This is a genomic window from Pectobacterium punjabense, assembly GCF_012427845.1.
GTDB classification, from domain to species: Bacteria; Pseudomonadota; Gammaproteobacteria; order Enterobacterales; family Enterobacteriaceae; genus Pectobacterium; species Pectobacterium punjabense.
Window position 1 is genome coordinate 3,374,347 of the sequence record NZ_CP038498.1, and the last position, 15,594, is coordinate 3,389,940.

The 15,594-nt window shown below is 53.0% G+C and carries 14 protein-coding genes; 3 read left to right on the plus strand and 11 right to left on the minus strand.

Going from position 1 to position 15,594, the window contains the following annotated elements; genetic code table 11:
• Window positions 1–75: 75 nt before the first annotated feature.
• Window positions 76–1,653, minus strand: a complete 1,578-nt coding sequence (guaA, locus tag E2566_RS15350) for a glutamine-hydrolyzing GMP synthase (RefSeq protein ID WP_107170466.1) — start codon at window positions 1,651–1,653, stop codon at window positions 76–78.
• A gap of 107 nt (window positions 1,654–1,760) precedes the next feature.
• Window positions 1,761–3,227 carry an IMP dehydrogenase gene (guaB, locus tag E2566_RS15355; RefSeq protein ID WP_005970134.1) on the minus strand — a complete coding sequence of 489 codons (1,467 nt, stop codon included), beginning with the start codon at window positions 3,225–3,227 and terminating at the stop codon, window positions 1,761–1,763.
• Between the two features lie 171 nt (window positions 3,228–3,398).
• Here guaB and xseA point away from each other — a divergent pair, with 171 nt between their 5' ends.
• The 3 genes from xseA to E2566_RS15370 all read left to right on the plus strand — a co-directional run bounded on the left by xseA (window position 3,399) and on the right by E2566_RS15370 (window position 6,403).
• A complete protein-coding gene (gene xseA / locus E2566_RS15360) occupies window positions 3,399–4,793 on the plus strand; it encodes an exodeoxyribonuclease VII large subunit (RefSeq protein WP_107170465.1) in 1,395 nt (464 codons plus the stop codon).
• A gap of 222 nt (window positions 4,794–5,015) precedes the next feature.
• Window positions 5,016–6,062: a M4 family metallopeptidase gene (locus E2566_RS15365; protein WP_107170464.1), complete on the plus strand. Its 1,047-nt coding sequence runs from the start codon at window positions 5,016–5,018 to the stop codon at window positions 6,060–6,062.
• The gene (locus E2566_RS15370) at window positions 6,059–6,403 is read left to right on the plus strand and encodes a protealysin inhibitor emfourin (RefSeq protein ID WP_107170463.1); all 345 of its coding nucleotides are present in this window, start codon (window positions 6,059–6,061) and stop codon (window positions 6,401–6,403) included. Before E2566_RS15365 ends, E2566_RS15370 begins: the two co-directional genes overlap by 4 nt.
• 8 nt (window positions 6,404–6,411) lie before the next feature.
• On the opposite strand, the gene E2566_RS15375 is transcribed toward E2566_RS15370, so the two are convergent.
• The 9 genes from E2566_RS15375 to pilW form a co-directional block, all read right to left on the minus strand.
• Entirely contained in the window at window positions 6,412–6,636 is a 225-nt protein-coding gene (locus tag E2566_RS15375; RefSeq protein ID WP_107170462.1) for a zinc ribbon domain-containing protein, read from the minus strand.
• 45 nt (window positions 6,637–6,681) lie between these two features.
• Window positions 6,682–7,641 carry an AEC family transporter gene (locus E2566_RS15380; protein WP_107170461.1) on the minus strand — a complete coding sequence of 320 codons (960 nt, stop codon included), beginning with the start codon at window positions 7,639–7,641 and terminating at the stop codon, window positions 6,682–6,684.
• 75 nt (window positions 7,642–7,716) lie between these two features.
• Window positions 7,717–9,204: a ribosome biogenesis GTPase Der gene (gene der, locus E2566_RS15385; protein WP_107170460.1), complete on the minus strand. Its 1,488-nt coding sequence runs from the start codon at window positions 9,202–9,204 to the stop codon at window positions 7,717–7,719.
• Between the two features lie 162 nt (window positions 9,205–9,366).
• On the minus strand, window positions 9,367–10,548 hold the full coding sequence (bamB, locus tag E2566_RS15390) for an outer membrane protein assembly factor BamB (protein ID WP_107170459.1): 1,182 nt from the start codon (window positions 10,546–10,548) through the stop codon (window positions 9,367–9,369).
• A 10-nt stretch (window positions 10,549–10,558) separates the two neighbouring features.
• On the minus strand, window positions 10,559–11,179 hold the full coding sequence (locus tag E2566_RS15395; RefSeq protein WP_107170458.1) for a YfgM family protein: 621 nt from the start codon (window positions 11,177–11,179) through the stop codon (window positions 10,559–10,561).
• A 13-nt stretch (window positions 11,180–11,192) separates the two neighbouring features.
• Entirely contained in the window at window positions 11,193–12,467 is a 1,275-nt protein-coding gene (gene hisS / locus E2566_RS15400) for a histidine--tRNA ligase (RefSeq protein WP_107170457.1), read from the minus strand.
• 138 nt (window positions 12,468–12,605) lie between these two features.
• The gene (gene ispG / locus E2566_RS15405; protein WP_014698959.1) at window positions 12,606–13,727 is read right to left on the minus strand and encodes a flavodoxin-dependent (E)-4-hydroxy-3-methylbut-2-enyl-diphosphate synthase; all 1,122 of its coding nucleotides are present in this window, start codon (window positions 13,725–13,727) and stop codon (window positions 12,606–12,608) included.
• 40 nt (window positions 13,728–13,767) lie between these two features.
• A complete protein-coding gene (rodZ, locus tag E2566_RS15410) occupies window positions 13,768–14,766 on the minus strand; it encodes a cytoskeleton protein RodZ (protein ID WP_107170456.1) in 999 nt (332 codons plus the stop codon).
• Window positions 14,756–15,541, minus strand: a complete 786-nt coding sequence (pilW, locus tag E2566_RS15415; protein ID WP_205942494.1) for a type IV pilus biogenesis/stability protein PilW — start codon at window positions 15,539–15,541, stop codon at window positions 14,756–14,758. Before pilW ends, rodZ begins: the two co-directional genes overlap by 11 nt.
• Between the last annotated feature and the right edge of the window lie 53 nt (window positions 15,542–15,594).

A 15,594-nucleotide genomic window follows, 5' to 3' on the forward strand; every position in this document is an offset into this window, starting at 1 on the left:
GTAAAAAAACCCGCAGTTACGCGGGCTTAGAGGTACTTTACTGCTTTTACGTGCAGGCTGTTGCCAGACGCGAAATCATTCCCACTCAATCGTTGCTGGTGGCTTACCCGATACGTCGTAAACGACGCGGGAGATACCGTCGACTTCGTTGATGATGCGGTTGGAGACGCGGCCCAAGAAATCGTATGGCAGGTGTGCCCAGTGCGCGGTCATAAAGTCGATGGTTTCTACCGCACGTAGCGAGACAACCCAATCGTATTTACGACCATCGCCCATCACGCCCACGGAACGAACCGGCAGGAAGACAGTGAATGCCTGGCTAACCTTGTTGTAGAGGTCGGCTTTGTGCAGTTCTTCGATGAAGATCGCATCCGCACGACGCAGCAGGTCACAGTATTCTTTCTTCACTTCACCCAGCACGCGCACGCCCAGACCTGGACCCGGGAACGGATGGCGGTACAGCATGTTGTACGGCAGACCCAGTTCCAGACCGATCTTACGCACTTCGTCTTTGAACAACTCTTTCAGCGGCTCAACCAGACCCAGTTTCATCTCTTTCGGCAGGCCACCCACATTGTGGTGTGACTTGATCACGTGCGCTTTACCCGTCGCAGACGCCGCAGATTCGATGACGTCCGGGTAGATGGTGCCTTGCGCCAGCCATTTCACGTCGGCTTGCTTGCTGGCTTCTTCATCAAACACTTCAACGAACACGCGACCAATGATTTTACGCTTGGCTTCAGGATCGTTTTCGCCAGCCAACTCACTCAGGAAGCGATCTTCTGCCGCTACATGCACAATGTTCAGACCGAAATGGTCGCCGAACATTTCCAGAACCTGATCGGCTTCGTTCAGGCGCAACAGGCCGTTGTCGACAAACACGCAGGTCAGACGGTCACCAATAGCACGGTGCAGCAGCATCGCAGTAACGGAAGAATCCACACCGCCAGACAGACCCAAAATCACGTGGTCGTTACCCACCTGCTCACGAATACGGTTCACCGCATCGTCGATAATCTTGGCTGGCGTCCACAGGGCTTCACACTGGCAAATATCGCGTACAAAACGTTCCAGCATACGCTGACCCTGACGGGTGTGCGTCACTTCCGGGTGGAATTGCACGCCGTAAAAACGCTTATCTTCGTTAGCCATGATGGCGAACGGACAGGTATCCGTACTGGCAACGGTCTCAAACCCTTCCGGGATCGCCGTCACTTTGTCGCCGTGGCTCATCCAGACATCCAGCAGCGGCGCGCCCGTGGCGCTCAACGCATCCTGAATATCACGCACCAGCGCGCTATCCGTCTTAACTTCTACCTGCGCATAACCAAACTCACGCTCGTTGGAACCTTCAACGTGGCCACCCAACTGCATCGCCATCGTCTGCATGCCGTAGCACACGCCTAATACCGGTACGCCAGCATTGAAAACGTATTCTGGCGCGCGTGGGCTGCCAAATTCGGTGGTGCTTTCCGGGCCACCGGACAGGATGATCCCGTTCGGATTAAAGCCGCGAATCTGCGCTTCCGTGACATCCCATGCCCACAGTTCACAGTAAACGCCCAGTTCACGCACGCGACGTGCAACCAGTTGCGTGTACTGCGAGCCGAAATCCAGAATAAGAATGCGGTGTTGATGAATGTTTTCAGTCATGAGGAGCGTGTTCCAAAAAGCTAAAAAATAAGTAAACCCGGCGAATAGCCCTAAAAAGGTAGGCAATAGTACCGGGTTTATCGGGTTAAATCAGCCCGCAAATTACCTTATGAACCCATACGGTAGTTTGGTGACTCTTTAGTAATGGTAACGTCGTGAACGTGGCTTTCCTGAATGCCCGCGCCGCTGATGCGTACAAACTCAGCCTGCGTGCGCAGCGCGTCGATAGTGGCGCAACCGGTCAACCCCATACAGGAGCGCAAGCCACCCATCTGCTGGTGAACAATCTCTTTCAGGCGACCTTTATAGGCTACGCGACCTTCGATACCTTCCGGCACCAGTTTGTCGGCAGCGTTATCGGTCTGGAAGTAACGGTCTGATGAACCTTTAGACATCGCGCCCAGTGAGCCCATACCGCGATAAGATTTGAATGAACGCCCCTGATACAGTTCGATTTCACCTGGGGATTCTTCTGTACCCGCCAGCATAGAACCGACCATGACACAGGCCGCACCGGCCGCGATGGCTTTAGCAATATCACCAGAGAAACGGATACCACCGTCGGCGATGACCGGAATGCCAGTGCCTTCTAACGCTTCAACCGCGTCAGAGATAGCCGTAATCTGCGGTACACCTACGCCCGTCACGATACGGGTGGTACAGATAGAGCCAGGGCCGATACCGACTTTCACCGCGCTAACGCCAGCTTCAACCAGCGCTTTCGCGCCAGAACCCGTTGCAACGTTGCCGCCGATGATTTCGAGGTTCGGATATTTAGCACGTGTTTCACGAATACGTTGCAATACGCCTTCGGAATGGCCGTGTGAGGAGTCAATCAGCAGTACGTCAACACCTGCGGCAACCAGTGCATCAACACGCTCTTCGTTGCCTGCACCAGCGCCAACTGCCGCGCCTACACGCAAACGACCGTGTTCGTCTTTACAGGCGTTCGGTTTACGTTCTGCTTTCTGGAAATCTTTTACTGTGATCATGCCGATCAGGTGGAATTGGTCGTCAATCACCAGTGCTTTTTCAACGCGTTTTTCGTGCATTTTTTGCAGCACGACATCACGCGCTTCGCCTTCTTTGACGGTGACCAGACGCTCTTTCGGCGTCATGAACGCGCTAACTGGTTTTTCCAGATCGGTAACAAAACGCACGTCACGACCGGTAATGATACCGACCAGTTCGTTGTCTTTTGCAACAACCGGGTAGCCCGCGAAGCCGTTACGCTCGGTCAGCTCTTTCATTTCACGCAGCGTCGTTTCTGGCGTCACGGTTTGTGGATCAACCACAACGCCACTTTCGTGTTTTTTCACGCGGCTTACTTCTTCCGCCTGACGCTCAATGGACATATTTTTGTGAATAAAGCCCAAGCCGCCTTCCTGCGCCAGCGCAATGGCCAGGCCGGATTCGGTAACGGTATCCATCGCTGCGGACAGCATAGGAATATTCAGGCGGATGTTTTTCGTCAACTGCGTGGACAGATCGGCAGTGTTAGGCAGAACGGTAGAATGAGCAGGAACCAGGAGGACGTCGTCAAACGTCAGTGCTTCTTTAGCGATACGTAGCATGGGCAATATCTCACCAAGGTGGATGTAAGAATAGATAAAATATTGCCGTGGCATTATACAGAGCGTAATCGGTTGCCTCCAGCATTATTTTACTAAAATGCTTGATTACCTTTTTCAGGTAGGTAGTATCGATCAATTAAGTGACTGTTTTAAAATTTGATCTGGCTCACAATGTCTCAATTTCCCTCCTCTGCAATTTTTACCGTTAGCCGCCTGAATCAGACGGTTAGACAACTGTTGGAAATGGAAATGGGCCAGATTTGGCTCTCTGGCGAAATCTCCAACCTTTCTCAGCCCTCATCCGGCCATTGGTATTTCACGCTAAAAGACGAGCGGGCGCAGGTGCGCTGTGCGATGTTCCGCACCAGCAACCGCAGAGTGACGTTCCGCCCGCAAAACGGTCAGCAAGTGCTGATTCGTGCCACCATCACGCTGTATGAACCTCGCGGCGACTATCAGCTACTGGCGGAAAGTATGCAGCCTGCCGGCGATGGCCTGCTACAGCAGCAGTTTGAACAGCTCAAGCTGCGCCTCGCTGCCGAAGGGCTGTTCGACCAGCAGTTTAAGCAAGTGCTCCCCTCTCCCGCCAAACAGGTCGGTGTGATTACGTCAGCCAGCGGTGCCGCCTTGCACGATATTTTGCAGGTGTTGCAGCGCCGCGATCCGTCACTGCCGGTGATCGTGTATCCCACGTCAGTGCAAGGCGCCGAAGCGCCGCTACAGATTGTTCGCGCCATCGAACTGGCTAACCAGAGAGATGAGTGTGACGTGTTAATCGTCGGGCGCGGCGGAGGGTCACTGGAAGATCTCTGGAGCTTTAACGACGAACGGGTAGCTCGCGCTATTTTCGCTAGCCGTATTCCTATCGTCAGCGCCGTCGGCCATGAGACCGATGTCACCATCGCCGATTTCGTCGGTGACCTGCGTGCGCCCACGCCGTCCGCTGCTGCCGAGTTAGTGAGCCGTAACCAACTTGAGCTGTTGCGTCAGATCCAGTCCCAGCGCCAGCGTCTGGAAATGGCGATGGACTACTACCTTGCCCAGCGCAACCGGGAATTTACCCGCCTGCACCATCGCTTGCAGCAGCAGCACCCGCAACTGCGGTTGGCACGTCAGCAAACTCAGTTGATTAAACTACGCCAGCGACTGGATGACGCTATGCAGCAGCAGCTTCGGCAGACCTCACGCCGAAGTGAACGCTTACAACAGCGCCTGATGCAACAGCAGCCGCAAACCCGCATTCATCGTGCGCAGCAGCGTTTGCAGCAGTTGAGCTATCAGATGCAAAGCGCAGTAGAACGTCAGTTGAATCAGAACAAGCAAAAGCTAGGCATCGCCTGTTCGCGACTGGAAGGCGTTAGCCCGCTGGCGACGTTGGCGCGTGGCTATAACGTCACCACGGCGCCGGACGGTAAGGTGCTGAAAAATGTCGCGCAAACTGCCCCCGGTGAAACGCTGAAAACCCGTTTGCAGGACGGCTGGGTAGAAAGTCAGGTCACGACGCTGATTCAAAACTCAAGTTCCGTGAAAAAGCGGCGAAAACCCTCATCCCAGACGCCAAAATAACGCGATTGGCATAAAATGCACGGAATGGGGATTTATCCTAAAACGACGGCGATCCCCCATTCTTGCCACTGACATCTGAACTATACTCATTTCCAGCTCACTAAAATTTATCCCCGTCATACTTCAAGCAGCACTGCGCGATGAAGCGGATGGGATAAAAAGACAGTGAGCTTTATTGATCGTCTGTGTTACCCCTGATGAGCGTTTTCAAGGAGATGAGGTATGAAGTCCAGACAAAAAATTTGTAGCGTAATCCCCCCCTATATTCTGCATCGTATTATTGCAAACGGCACAGACGAGCAGCGACACTGCGCGCAACAAACACTGATGCACGTTCAGTCATTAATGGTCAGCCACAACCCGCGCCCTGAGCCTCATGAGACATTGCCCGCTGGGCAAGTAAACCGCCGTATCCTTGATGCAGAACAGCAGCAACAGTTGCCTGGCAAACTGGTACGCGCTGAAGGTCAATCCAGCAACGGTGATATCGCGGTGGATGAGGCCTATGACTACCTGGGCGTGACCTATGATTTTTTCTGGAAGATTTTCCAACGCAATTCGTTGGACGCTGAAGGGCTGACACTGGCTGGCACCGTACATTACGGTCAGGATTACCAGAATGCCTTCTGGAACGGGCAACAAATGGTATTCGGGGATGGTGACGGTAAAATATTCAATCGCTTCACGATTGCGCTTGATGTCGTTGCACATGAACTCGCTCACGGCATCACCGAACATGAAGCGGGGCTGATTTATTTCCGCCAATCCGGCGCGCTCAATGAATCGCTGTCCGACGTCTTTGGTTCAATGGTCAAACAGTATCATTTAGGGCAAACCGCTGAACAGGCCGACTGGTTTATCGGTGCCGAACTTCTGGCAGACGGTATCCATGGCATGGGGCTGCGCTCGATGTCTCATCCGGGCACCGCGTATGATGATGAACTGTTGGGTACCGATCCCCAGCCCTCCCACATGAACGAATATGTCAACACGCGTGAAGATAACGGCGGTGTACACCTGAACTCGGGTATTCCCAACCGAGCATTCTATCTGACAGCTATCGCGCTAGGCGGGCATTCCTGGGAAAAAGCGGGTCGTATCTGGTACGACACGCTGTGTGACAAAGCGCTGCCGCAAAATGCGGATTTCGAGATTTTCGCGCGCCATACCATTCAACATGCCGCTAAGCGTTTTAATCACACTGTTGCCGATATCGTCCAGCAGTCATGGGAAACCGTGGGCGTGGAGGTACGTCAGGAGTTCTTATGAGAACGCTGCCAGAGCTCAACGACAACGCCATCATTGAGCTGGCGCGTGAAGGGGGATTCGCCTTTATCCCCAAGCTGGCGGGGCCGCGACGCTTCGCGCTCGCCAGCGTCCCCTCATCCGAACGGGAACGCATTTGTAATGCGATCCGCGATGCCTTTCCCCAAGCTCGTGAATCCGGCGAACCCGATGGCCCAGGACGCGGCGACCAGTTCTATTACCGCATCCACATCAGCTACAGCCACCCGCAACAGAATCAATATGCCGATGTCATCCTGCTGATCCCCGAAGACCGCGCGCCACCGGAACTGACCGAACTGTGGCGCAACGGCATACAAGCGTAACAATTGGCTTAATCGGCAGGTACGTAACTGAACACAACCCGCCGTTTGGAAATCATCCCGTGCTGCTGACAGAAATAATCCACCGCGCCACAGGCTTTCAGTTCCTGGAGTAAGTGGTTACATTCAGGGCACGCCGCCTTACGCAGATAATGCTGCTGGCAGACCTTGCATAAAAATGAACCATCAGGCTGCCACAGCATCACGTGGTGACAATCAGGACAAAGCGCATCCATCTTTTCTCCTCCATTTTGCTATCAATAACACGTGGTGGTCAGACGTTAAATCACACCGAGGGAACGCAGCACGTACAGCCCAATCGCAATCATGAAAAACGCGCCAACCGTCGTCAAGCCAATAATATTCGCTGCCAACGTGGCGTTTCCCCCCATCGCACGAGTCATTGCATAGCTACCTGCTGCGGTTGGCGTCGATGAAAACAGAAAAATAATGCCCAACTCAACACCGCGAAAACCAACCAGCCATCCGCCCAGCGTGAGTAGCCCCGGCACAATGAATATCTTCGCCACAGAAGACAACACGGCAACATTGGACGAACGAAACATACTGCGCCACTCCAGACTGGCTCCGGCACAGAGTAACGCTAGCGGCAGCGCCATTGAGGAAATAAAGCCGCCGGTTTGCTTAATCACACTCGGCATCGGTAATTGGCTCTGCCCATATGCCGCCCCCAGAAGTAAACCAATGATCAGCGGGTTCGTCACAATCCCCCGCAGCAATTGGCTTACTGGGATCTTCTGTTCAGGAGATTGCCGCTGCAAGCTGCGCGTCAGCGTAATGACAGACAGTGCGTTGAACATAATCACGGTCACCATCAGATACAGTGAGCCAACAGCAATGCCTTCATCACCGTAAGCACTCATCGCAAATGCCAGCCCCATTACGCCAGTATTCGAACGGAACCCACCTTGCACAAAAATGCCGCGTTCCTTCGGGTCCTTGACGACCTTCACCGCCGCGATTTCCAGCAGCAGAAATGTCGCCAATGTCCCTACCGTGCCATATACCACTAGTGGCCATTGGCTTGCGAAAGAATGGTGATTGCCTGCAACACTAAAAAACAACAGACAGGGAAGAGAAAGATTGAATACAACCCGCATTGCCGTATCACAAAACGCATCATTCAGAAGATTGAGTTTGCGTAACACAATACCTATCAACAACATAAGTACATTAGGCATCGTAACGTTGAATGCAAAACTCCAGGTTTCCCAGGACATGACTTTCCTTGATTATTATTCGTTTTATCAGAGACGAAACGGGGGCGAATATCGCTATTCGCCCCCGTTGATGAATCATTTACTCTTTTTAAGATGCGACATTAACCGCTTACGCTTACGTAGCTGGTTTGGCGTCAGCGTGTTGCGCTTGTCTGCAAAGGGGTTTTCCCCTTCTTTAAACTGAATACGAATCGGCGTACCCATCACTTCCAGCGAACGACGATAGTAATTCATCAAGTAGCGCTTGTAGGAATCTGGCAGGTCTTTCACCTGATTACCGTGGATCACCACAATCGGTGGGTTATACCCCCCGGCGTGCGCATATTTCAGCTTCACGCGACGACCGCGCACCAGCGGCGGCTGGTGGTCGTCTGCCGCCATTTGCATAACACGCGTCAACATCGCCGTGCTCACACGACGCGTCGCGCAAGAATAGGCTTCGGCCACCGATTCAAACAGGTTACCCACGCCGCTGCCGTGTAGCGCAGAAATGAAGTGAATGCGGGCAAAATCGATAAAGCCGAGGCGCAGATCCAGCGTATCTTTCACCTGATCGCGCACTTCCTGCGACAGGCCATCCCACTTGTTCACCACGATCACCAGTGAGCGCCCACTATTGAGGATAAAGCCCAGCAGTGAGAGATCTTGATCGGAAATACCTTCACGTGCATCGATAACCAGCAGCACTACGTTAGCATCTTCAATCGCCTGCAACGTCTTGATGACGGAGAATTTTTCTACCGTATCCGTGACTTTACCGCGCTTACGTACCCCGGCGGTGTCAATCAGAATATATTCACGTTCATCGCGCACCATCGGGATGTAGATACTGTCACGCGTTGTGCCCGGCATGTCGTACACCACAACACGTTCTTCACCCAGAATACGGTTAGTCAGCGTGGATTTCCCCACGTTCGGACGCCCGACAATCGCCAGTTTGATCGGCAAATCTTCAGGATTGAAATCGTCTTCCGCTTCTTCTTCGCTGGCCTGCTCTTCCGCTTCTAACGCTGCCCAATAAGCCGCGTTCTCTTCTTCTTCGGTGAGCTCGACCGGCTCTTCTATTTCATCTTGTACAAACGGCAGTAAAACCGTTTCCAGCAGCGACGTTACGCCACGGCCATGAGATGCTGCAATCGCGTAGACCTCACCCATACCGAGTGAATAAAAATCCGCAGTGACCATATCAGGGTCAAGGCCATCGGTTTTGTTAGCGACCAGCACCGTCGTCTTTTCGCGGCTGCGCAAATGCTTGGCAATGCCTTCATCCGCAGGCATCAGCCCCGCGCGAGCATCGACCATGAACAGCACGATATCAGCTTCTTCAATCGCCACCAGCGATTGACCCGCCATGCGCGTTTCCACACCGTCTTCCGTGCCGTCAATCCCACCGGTATCGACGATAATAAACTCATGCCCTTCCACTTCTGCACGACCATACTTGCGGTCACGAGTCAGCCCAGGGAAATCCGCCACCAATGCATCACGAGTGCGCGTTAAGCGGTTAAATAGCGTGGATTTACCCACATTCGGGCGCCCGACCAGCGCGACGACAGGTATCATTGTTACAACCTCATTACTTATATTTCAATACGTTACAGCGAAACACTCGCTGACGATAAAAAGACGAAACGGCCCCTGATAGTGTCAGGAGCCGTTGTAGTAACACAGTCAAAAGTGGGAACGCATCCAAAAGCGCTGCGCTCCAAATCAATACGGTATTACTTAGCGAGTGAACGCGTAGACATCACCATTTTTCGCCTGAATCAACAGCTTGTCGCTGGCAATGACAGGCTTGCTCAGGAAACCAGAGCTATCCACTTTTTGTTGTGCCACAAAGCGACCATCTGCCGTATTCAGCCAGTGCAGATACCCTTCGGCATCGCCCACAACCAGATAACCGTTATACAGCGCTGGTGCCGTTAAGTTACGGTGCAGCAGATCGCTTTGACGCCACAAGCTCACGCCACCGTTAGTGTTCAATGCAACAACGCGATCGTCCTGATCGACCAGATAGATGCGGTCACCGTCAATGATGAAATCATGCACGGAACCCAGTTCACGCTTCCACAAAACCTGACCAGAACGCAGATCCAGCGCAGTCATATTGCCATTGTAGCCCAGCGCGTACACCACTTCGCCCGCAACAACGGGTGTTGTGTCGACATCGTTCAGACGATCGATTTCGGTTGCGCCACTCGGCTGTGAAATACGCTGTTGCCAGATGAGTTGACCCTGATTGATCATCACGGCATTCACACGACCGTTGTCACCGCCGACAATCGCCGCACCAAATGCGGTTGTCGGAGCAGATTCACCGCGCAGAGACAGCGTCGGCATATCCAGATTGACACTCCACTTGATTGCGCCATCCGCTTCATTCAAGGCCTGCAACATACCGTTGCTAGTGTGAATCAGCACCACACCATCACTGACCACAGGACGTGACAGCGCTTCGCCTGCCACTTTCGCCTGCCACACCGGCGTACCATCTTCCGCATTCAGCGCATAGACCTGCGCCTTCTCGCTGCCGACATAGACATGGTTACCAGAAACCGTTACGCCGCCAGACAGCAGCGCTGGATTATTGCGAGAGAAGAAATTGGTCTTCTCGGACAGATCGGCGCGCCACACCTCTTTGCCATCATTCAAATCCATCGCTTTTACGGTACCACGACGATCGGCGGCAAAAACGCGATTATCCTGCCATGCTGGATGAAGATTGGAATAAAACTCACCAATGCCACTCCCAACCGAACTGTTCCACACTTTGGTTGGCGTGAACTGGTTTTCCACCTTCGGCAGTGGAGACATAGTGACAACATCTTCTTCGCTGTTAAACAGCGAGCATCCGCTCAGCAGGGCAACAGAAACCAGTCCTACCAACAGTGTTTTACGCAATTGCATGGAATTCCTCTTAGCTGGACAGGTTATTCAGTTTCATGCGCAGTAACGCTTGCTGTGCCTGCGATGGATTGGAAGACAACCCTTTGTTGTAGGCATCACGCGCAGCCTGATTGTCCCCTTTGCTCACCAGAATATCGCCACGCACTTCCGCTGCCTGTGACGCCCAGCCTTCCAGCTTGATGGCATCCAACGTTTTCAGCGCGTCATCCGCTTTGTTTTCCTGTAGCTGAACCCGCGCCAGACGCAGATTCACGACTGCCAGCAGATCGGCATCTTTAGTCTGCGACTGTGCCTGTACCAGCTGTTGCGCTGCCTTAGCAAAATCTTTCTGATCAACATAATGACGAGCCAGTTCCAGAGAAGCCAGCGCACCATAGGTATTCTTATTCTCAGCCGTAAATTTCTCTGTTGAAGCAATCGCTTCAGCTTTACCTTCGGCCAGTTGCTCCGTCACCTGCTGATAAGACGCCGATGCCGCCTGCACGCTATCATTTTGATGGTTTTGCCAGAAACGCCAGCCAACCAGCGCACCGACACCCAACACAACACCGACAACGAGCGCCTTTCCGTTCTCCGCGAGGAAACGACGCAGTGCATCAACCTGTTCATTCTCTGTGGTATAGACTTCCACGGTGTCTCTCTCCTCAATCCAGTAACGTTGCCAGCCGCGATGCGACGTCGGCCTGTGCCAATGTATCCTGTTCGCCATTGCTCAGGTTTTTAACCACAACCTGACCGGCCGCCACTTCATTTTCGCCTAATACCAATGCGACGCGTGCGCCCCATTTATCCGCGCGAGCAAACTGTTTCTTAAAGTTGCCACCGCCATAGTTGGTCATCAATTTCAGCTGCGGCAGCGCATCGCGTAATTTCTCCGCCAGTTGCATTGCAGCTACCTGCGTTCCTGCACCGGAAGAAATCAGATAAACATCCACGCTTGGCTGTGCTTTGAAATCCGGGTTCACAGACTGCACCAGCAGAACCAGACGCTCCAGCCCCATCGCAAAACCGACGGCTGGCGTCGCGTGGCCGCCCAGTTGCTCCACCATACCATCATAACGTCCACCGGCACAGACCGTGCCCTGAGCGCCCAGACTGGTGGTAACCCATTCAAATACGGTGCGGTTATAATAATCCAAACCACGGACCAGACGCGGATTAACGGTATATGGGATACCGGACTGCGTTAAAAGTTCACCCAACGCCTCAAAGTGTTCACGCGACTCGTCATCCAGGTAGTCCGTCAGCACCGGCGCGTCATTCAGCAGCGCTTGAATCTGTGGATTTTTGGTATCCAGAACGCGCAGCGGATTGGTGTACATCCGGCGCAGACAGTCTTCATCGAGCTGATCTTTATGCTGTTCGAGGAACGCCACCAGCGCTTCACGATAGCGAGCACGCGCGTCCAATGAACCGATCGAATTCAATTCCAGCTTCACATGGTCGGCGATACCAAGCACTCGCCACCAGCGGGCTGTCATCAGGATCAGTTCTGCATCAATGTCCGGCCCTTGCAGACCAAAAACCTCACAGCCCAACTGATGAAACTGACGATAACGCCCTTTCTGCGGACGCTCGTAGCGGAACATTGGGCCGACATACCACAGACGCTGTTCCTGATTGTAGAGAATACCGTGCTCAATACCAGCGCGGACGCAGCCTGCCGTCCCTTCAGGACGCAGAGTCAGGCTCTCGCCATTGCGATCATCAAAGGTATACATCTCCTTTTCGACAACATCGGTCACTTCACCGATAGCGCGCTTAAACAGCGGTGTTTGCTCGACAATCGGCAAACGAATTTCATTATAGCCGTAGCCGCTGAGCACCTGTTTCAGGCTGTTTTCAATACGCTGCCACAATGCCGTTTCGGCTGGCAGGTAATCGTTCATGCCGCGAATGGCTTGAATATTTTTTGCCACGTCAGTTCTCTATGCGTTTTTCAAAAAATAAACCCGATTATAGAAGGATTGTCGTCGCATCTTCAATGCGGGGCATCCCCATCGGGTTCAGGAGTCGTGAATTATACAGGCGACGGCATACCGCCACGCCTTGCAAAATTATTTATCCACCAGATTAACGGTAATACGCTGATTTTCGTCCATCATGGAGGCTTTGGCGCGAATCTTGGCTTCTAGCTGATCGATCATCTGTTCGTTATCGAAGCGCTCTCTCTGCCGCACGCCGTCTTCATAGAAGCCGCTCTTATTGTGCCCGCCCGTAACACCAATGGTAGACACCAGCGCTTCACCGGGGCCATTCACCACGCAACCGATAATTGAAACATCCATCGGCGTGATGAGATCTTCCAGCCGTTGCTCCAACGCGTTGACCGTACCGATCACGTCAAATTCCTGACGAGAGCAGGTCGGGCAAGCAATGAAGTTGATGCCACGTGCACGAATGCGCAGTGATTTCAGAATATCGAAGCCAACTTTCACTTCTTCAACGGGATCGGCCGCTAGAGAGATACGCAGCGTATCGCCAATACCTTCAGACAGCAGCAGACCGAGGCCGATAGCCGATTTCACCGCACCACTACGCGCCCCACCGGCTTCGGTGATACCAAGGTGAAGCGGCTGATCGATACGCGCCGCCAGCAGACGGTAAGACTGCACCGCCAGAAAAACATCCGAGGCTTTGACGCTGACTTTAAACTGATCGAAGTTTAGGCGGTCGAGGATATCGACATGGCGCATTGCCGATTCAAGCAGCGCTTCCGGTGTTGGCTCACCGTATTTTTCCTGCAAATCTTTTTCCAACGAGCCGCCGTTAACACCAATGCGGATCGGGATATTGTTGTAACGCGCACAGTCAACAACCGAGCGAATACGCTCTTCGTTACCAATATTACCGGGGTTGATGCGCAGACAGTCGACGCCGTATTCTGCGACTTTCAGCGCAATGCGGTAGTCAAAATGAATGTCAGCGACGAGCGGAACATTTACCTGCTGTTTGATCAGCTTAAAGGCTTCCGCCGCATCCATTGTGGGTACGGACACCCGGACAATATCGACACCAACACGCTCTAGCGCTTTAATTTGGTTGACGGTGGCTTCAACGTCGGTGGTTCGAGTGTTGGTCATGGATTGCACCGCAATCGGCGCACCATCACCAACAGGCACCTTGCCGACGTAAATCCGTGTTGATTTTCGACGGGTTATGGGTGCAGCGTTATGCATTACTTCATCTCCAACATTGCAGTCTTACTTGAACAACATGTTATTCGGCCGTCAGCGTCAGACGTGCAACCTGACTACTACGTACAAATTGGCTTAAATCGACCGGCTTACCTTGAAATTGGATCTGTAGCGCAGCTGGCGCACCAATTTTAAGTTTATAAGGTGACTGACCATCCAGATTCAGCGTGCCGCCATTACGCTGCATGCCACTAAACAGTTTCTTACCGCTCGCATCCGTGACTTCCAACCAGCAATCAGCCGTAAAGGTCATTACCAATGCATGCGTTGCAGACACCGGGTTGCTCTCCGCTACCGTAGCAGCGGGTGCGACTGCCCCAGCCCCCAGCAAGGTATTACCCGCAGACTGTGACTGTGTCGCGTTCGCCGGTGAAGATGATTGGCTGGACGGTGCAGCAGAAGGGGCAGTTGTGGAAGAAGGAGGCGTTGATGGTGCCGCCCCAATAGCCGCGGAAAGATCGACTGGCGTTGAAGAAGGTGCGGTTGCAGAACTCGACGTCGTGGTTTCCTGCGGAGCGCTGTTATCCATCAGCGGAACAGACTGCCCTTCCGTTTGTGCCTGTACTGAGCTGGCGTGATCGACCATGCTGTTGATCTCTGCCTGCTGAGCCTGATGGTTTTGCCACCACCATGCACCCGTCAGCCCCAGAACGACCAGCACAACCAGCCAGGTGATTGTCATCAACCAGCCATCGCGCTTTTTGCGACTTTTTTTCAGTGAAAAACTCTGCATCGGCGAAACGGAGATAGTTTTAGGCACGGCCTGTTTATCCACTATGGGAAGCAGGTCATTTTCGGGTAAATGAACCAGCTTGGCATAAGAACGGATATAGCCGCGCAGAAAGGTCGGCGCTAAATCGGCAGGGGTCGTACCGTCTTCGATATCACGAACGGTGGTGATTTTAAGGCACAAACGCTCGGCAATAGTTTGCTGAGTCAGCCCAAGGCGTTCGCGCGCCTCACGCAGACGTTCACCGGGTAGTTTTGCTTCTGTTGTATTTTGGGTGGCTTCAGTATTCATTAGCTAAGAAATGCTGGTACTGTTTAGATTGTGGAAAACTTCGCGCCAGCACGTTGCCATAACGTTCTTTATCGCCATCATGGCCCGCTAACGCGGCGAAACGAATCTGTAACCATAAACTTTCGGCACTGGCCGGAAGACTATGCTGATAAATCTCAATCAGCAGTCGCGTTTGCTCACTTTTTCCGGCAGAAAACTGTTGGTTTGCTTCCGCCAGCAATGCGATGCCTTTCTTCGGGTCATATTTCAGCGCCCGACTTAATAAACGACGCGCGTCTTCAACCTGCCCGGCATTGAAAAAGCAGTATCCCGCATTTTCCAACGCATCAGCAACCTGACTGTAATCAGGAAGTTGTGCAGCCGCACTAAACTGTCGCTGCGCCGCTACATACTGCCCTAAACTACACAGAAACGCACCGTAATTATTCATGGCACTGCCATTTTCCGGTGCCATGTTGAGCACTTGCTGATAACGCTGTTCGGCCAGACGGTTTTCACCTATCCGCTGTTCGTAAAGCGCCATCCCCAGTTGTGTTCGATAATCCTGCGGAGCAATCGCTACCGCCTTCTCAAGATTCTGCCGCGCCGAATCCAGATTATTGTGCGCCAAATACGCCAATCCCAGCTGCAAGCGGGTTTGGGCGAGCGCTGGATTTGTCGCCCCCTGAGGCGAATTCACGCATCCCACCAGCAGCAACATCGCAAACCAGCTACTCAGCGGTGATAACGCCCTTCCATGTAATAAAGACAGTCCCTGCAATAGAGGCTTCACCATCCCTGTTCCCTCGCGTTGTCATTCCTGACAAAGAGGTTACCTGAATACAAACA

Bases quoted from the DNA above. Each gene is read 5' to 3' on its own strand.
- guaA (WP_107170466.1), bottom strand. From the start codon at position 1,653: ATGACTGAAAACATTCATCAACACCGCATTCTTATTCTGGATTTCGGC.
- guaB (WP_005970134.1), bottom strand. From the start codon at position 3,227: ATGCTACGTATCGCTAAAGAAGCACTGACGTTTGACGACGTCCTCCTG.
- xseA (WP_107170465.1), top strand. From the start codon at position 3,399: ATGTCTCAATTTCCCTCCTCTGCAATTTTTACCGTTAGCCGCCTGAAT.
- E2566_RS15365 (WP_107170464.1), top strand. From the start codon at position 5,016: ATGAAGTCCAGACAAAAAATTTGTAGCGTAATCCCCCCCTATATTCTG.
- E2566_RS15370 (WP_107170463.1), top strand. From the start codon at position 6,059: ATGAGAACGCTGCCAGAGCTCAACGACAACGCCATCATTGAGCTGGCG.
- E2566_RS15375 (WP_107170462.1), bottom strand. From the start codon at position 6,636: ATGGATGCGCTTTGTCCTGATTGTCACCACGTGATGCTGTGGCAGCCT.
- E2566_RS15380 (WP_107170461.1), bottom strand. From the start codon at position 7,641: ATGTCCTGGGAAACCTGGAGTTTTGCATTCAACGTTACGATGCCTAAT.
- der (WP_107170460.1), bottom strand. From the start codon at position 9,204: ATGATACCTGTCGTCGCGCTGGTCGGGCGCCCGAATGTGGGTAAATCC.
- bamB (WP_107170459.1), bottom strand. From the start codon at position 10,548: ATGCAATTGCGTAAAACACTGTTGGTAGGACTGGTTTCTGTTGCCCTG.
- ispG (WP_014698959.1), bottom strand. From the start codon at position 13,727: ATGCATAACGCTGCACCCATAACCCGTCGAAAATCAACACGGATTTAC.
- rodZ (WP_107170456.1), bottom strand. From the start codon at position 14,766: ATGAATACTGAAGCCACCCAAAATACAACAGAAGCAAAACTACCCGGT.
- pilW (WP_205942494.1), bottom strand. From the start codon at position 15,541: ATGGTGAAGCCTCTATTGCAGGGACTGTCTTTATTACATGGAAGGGCG.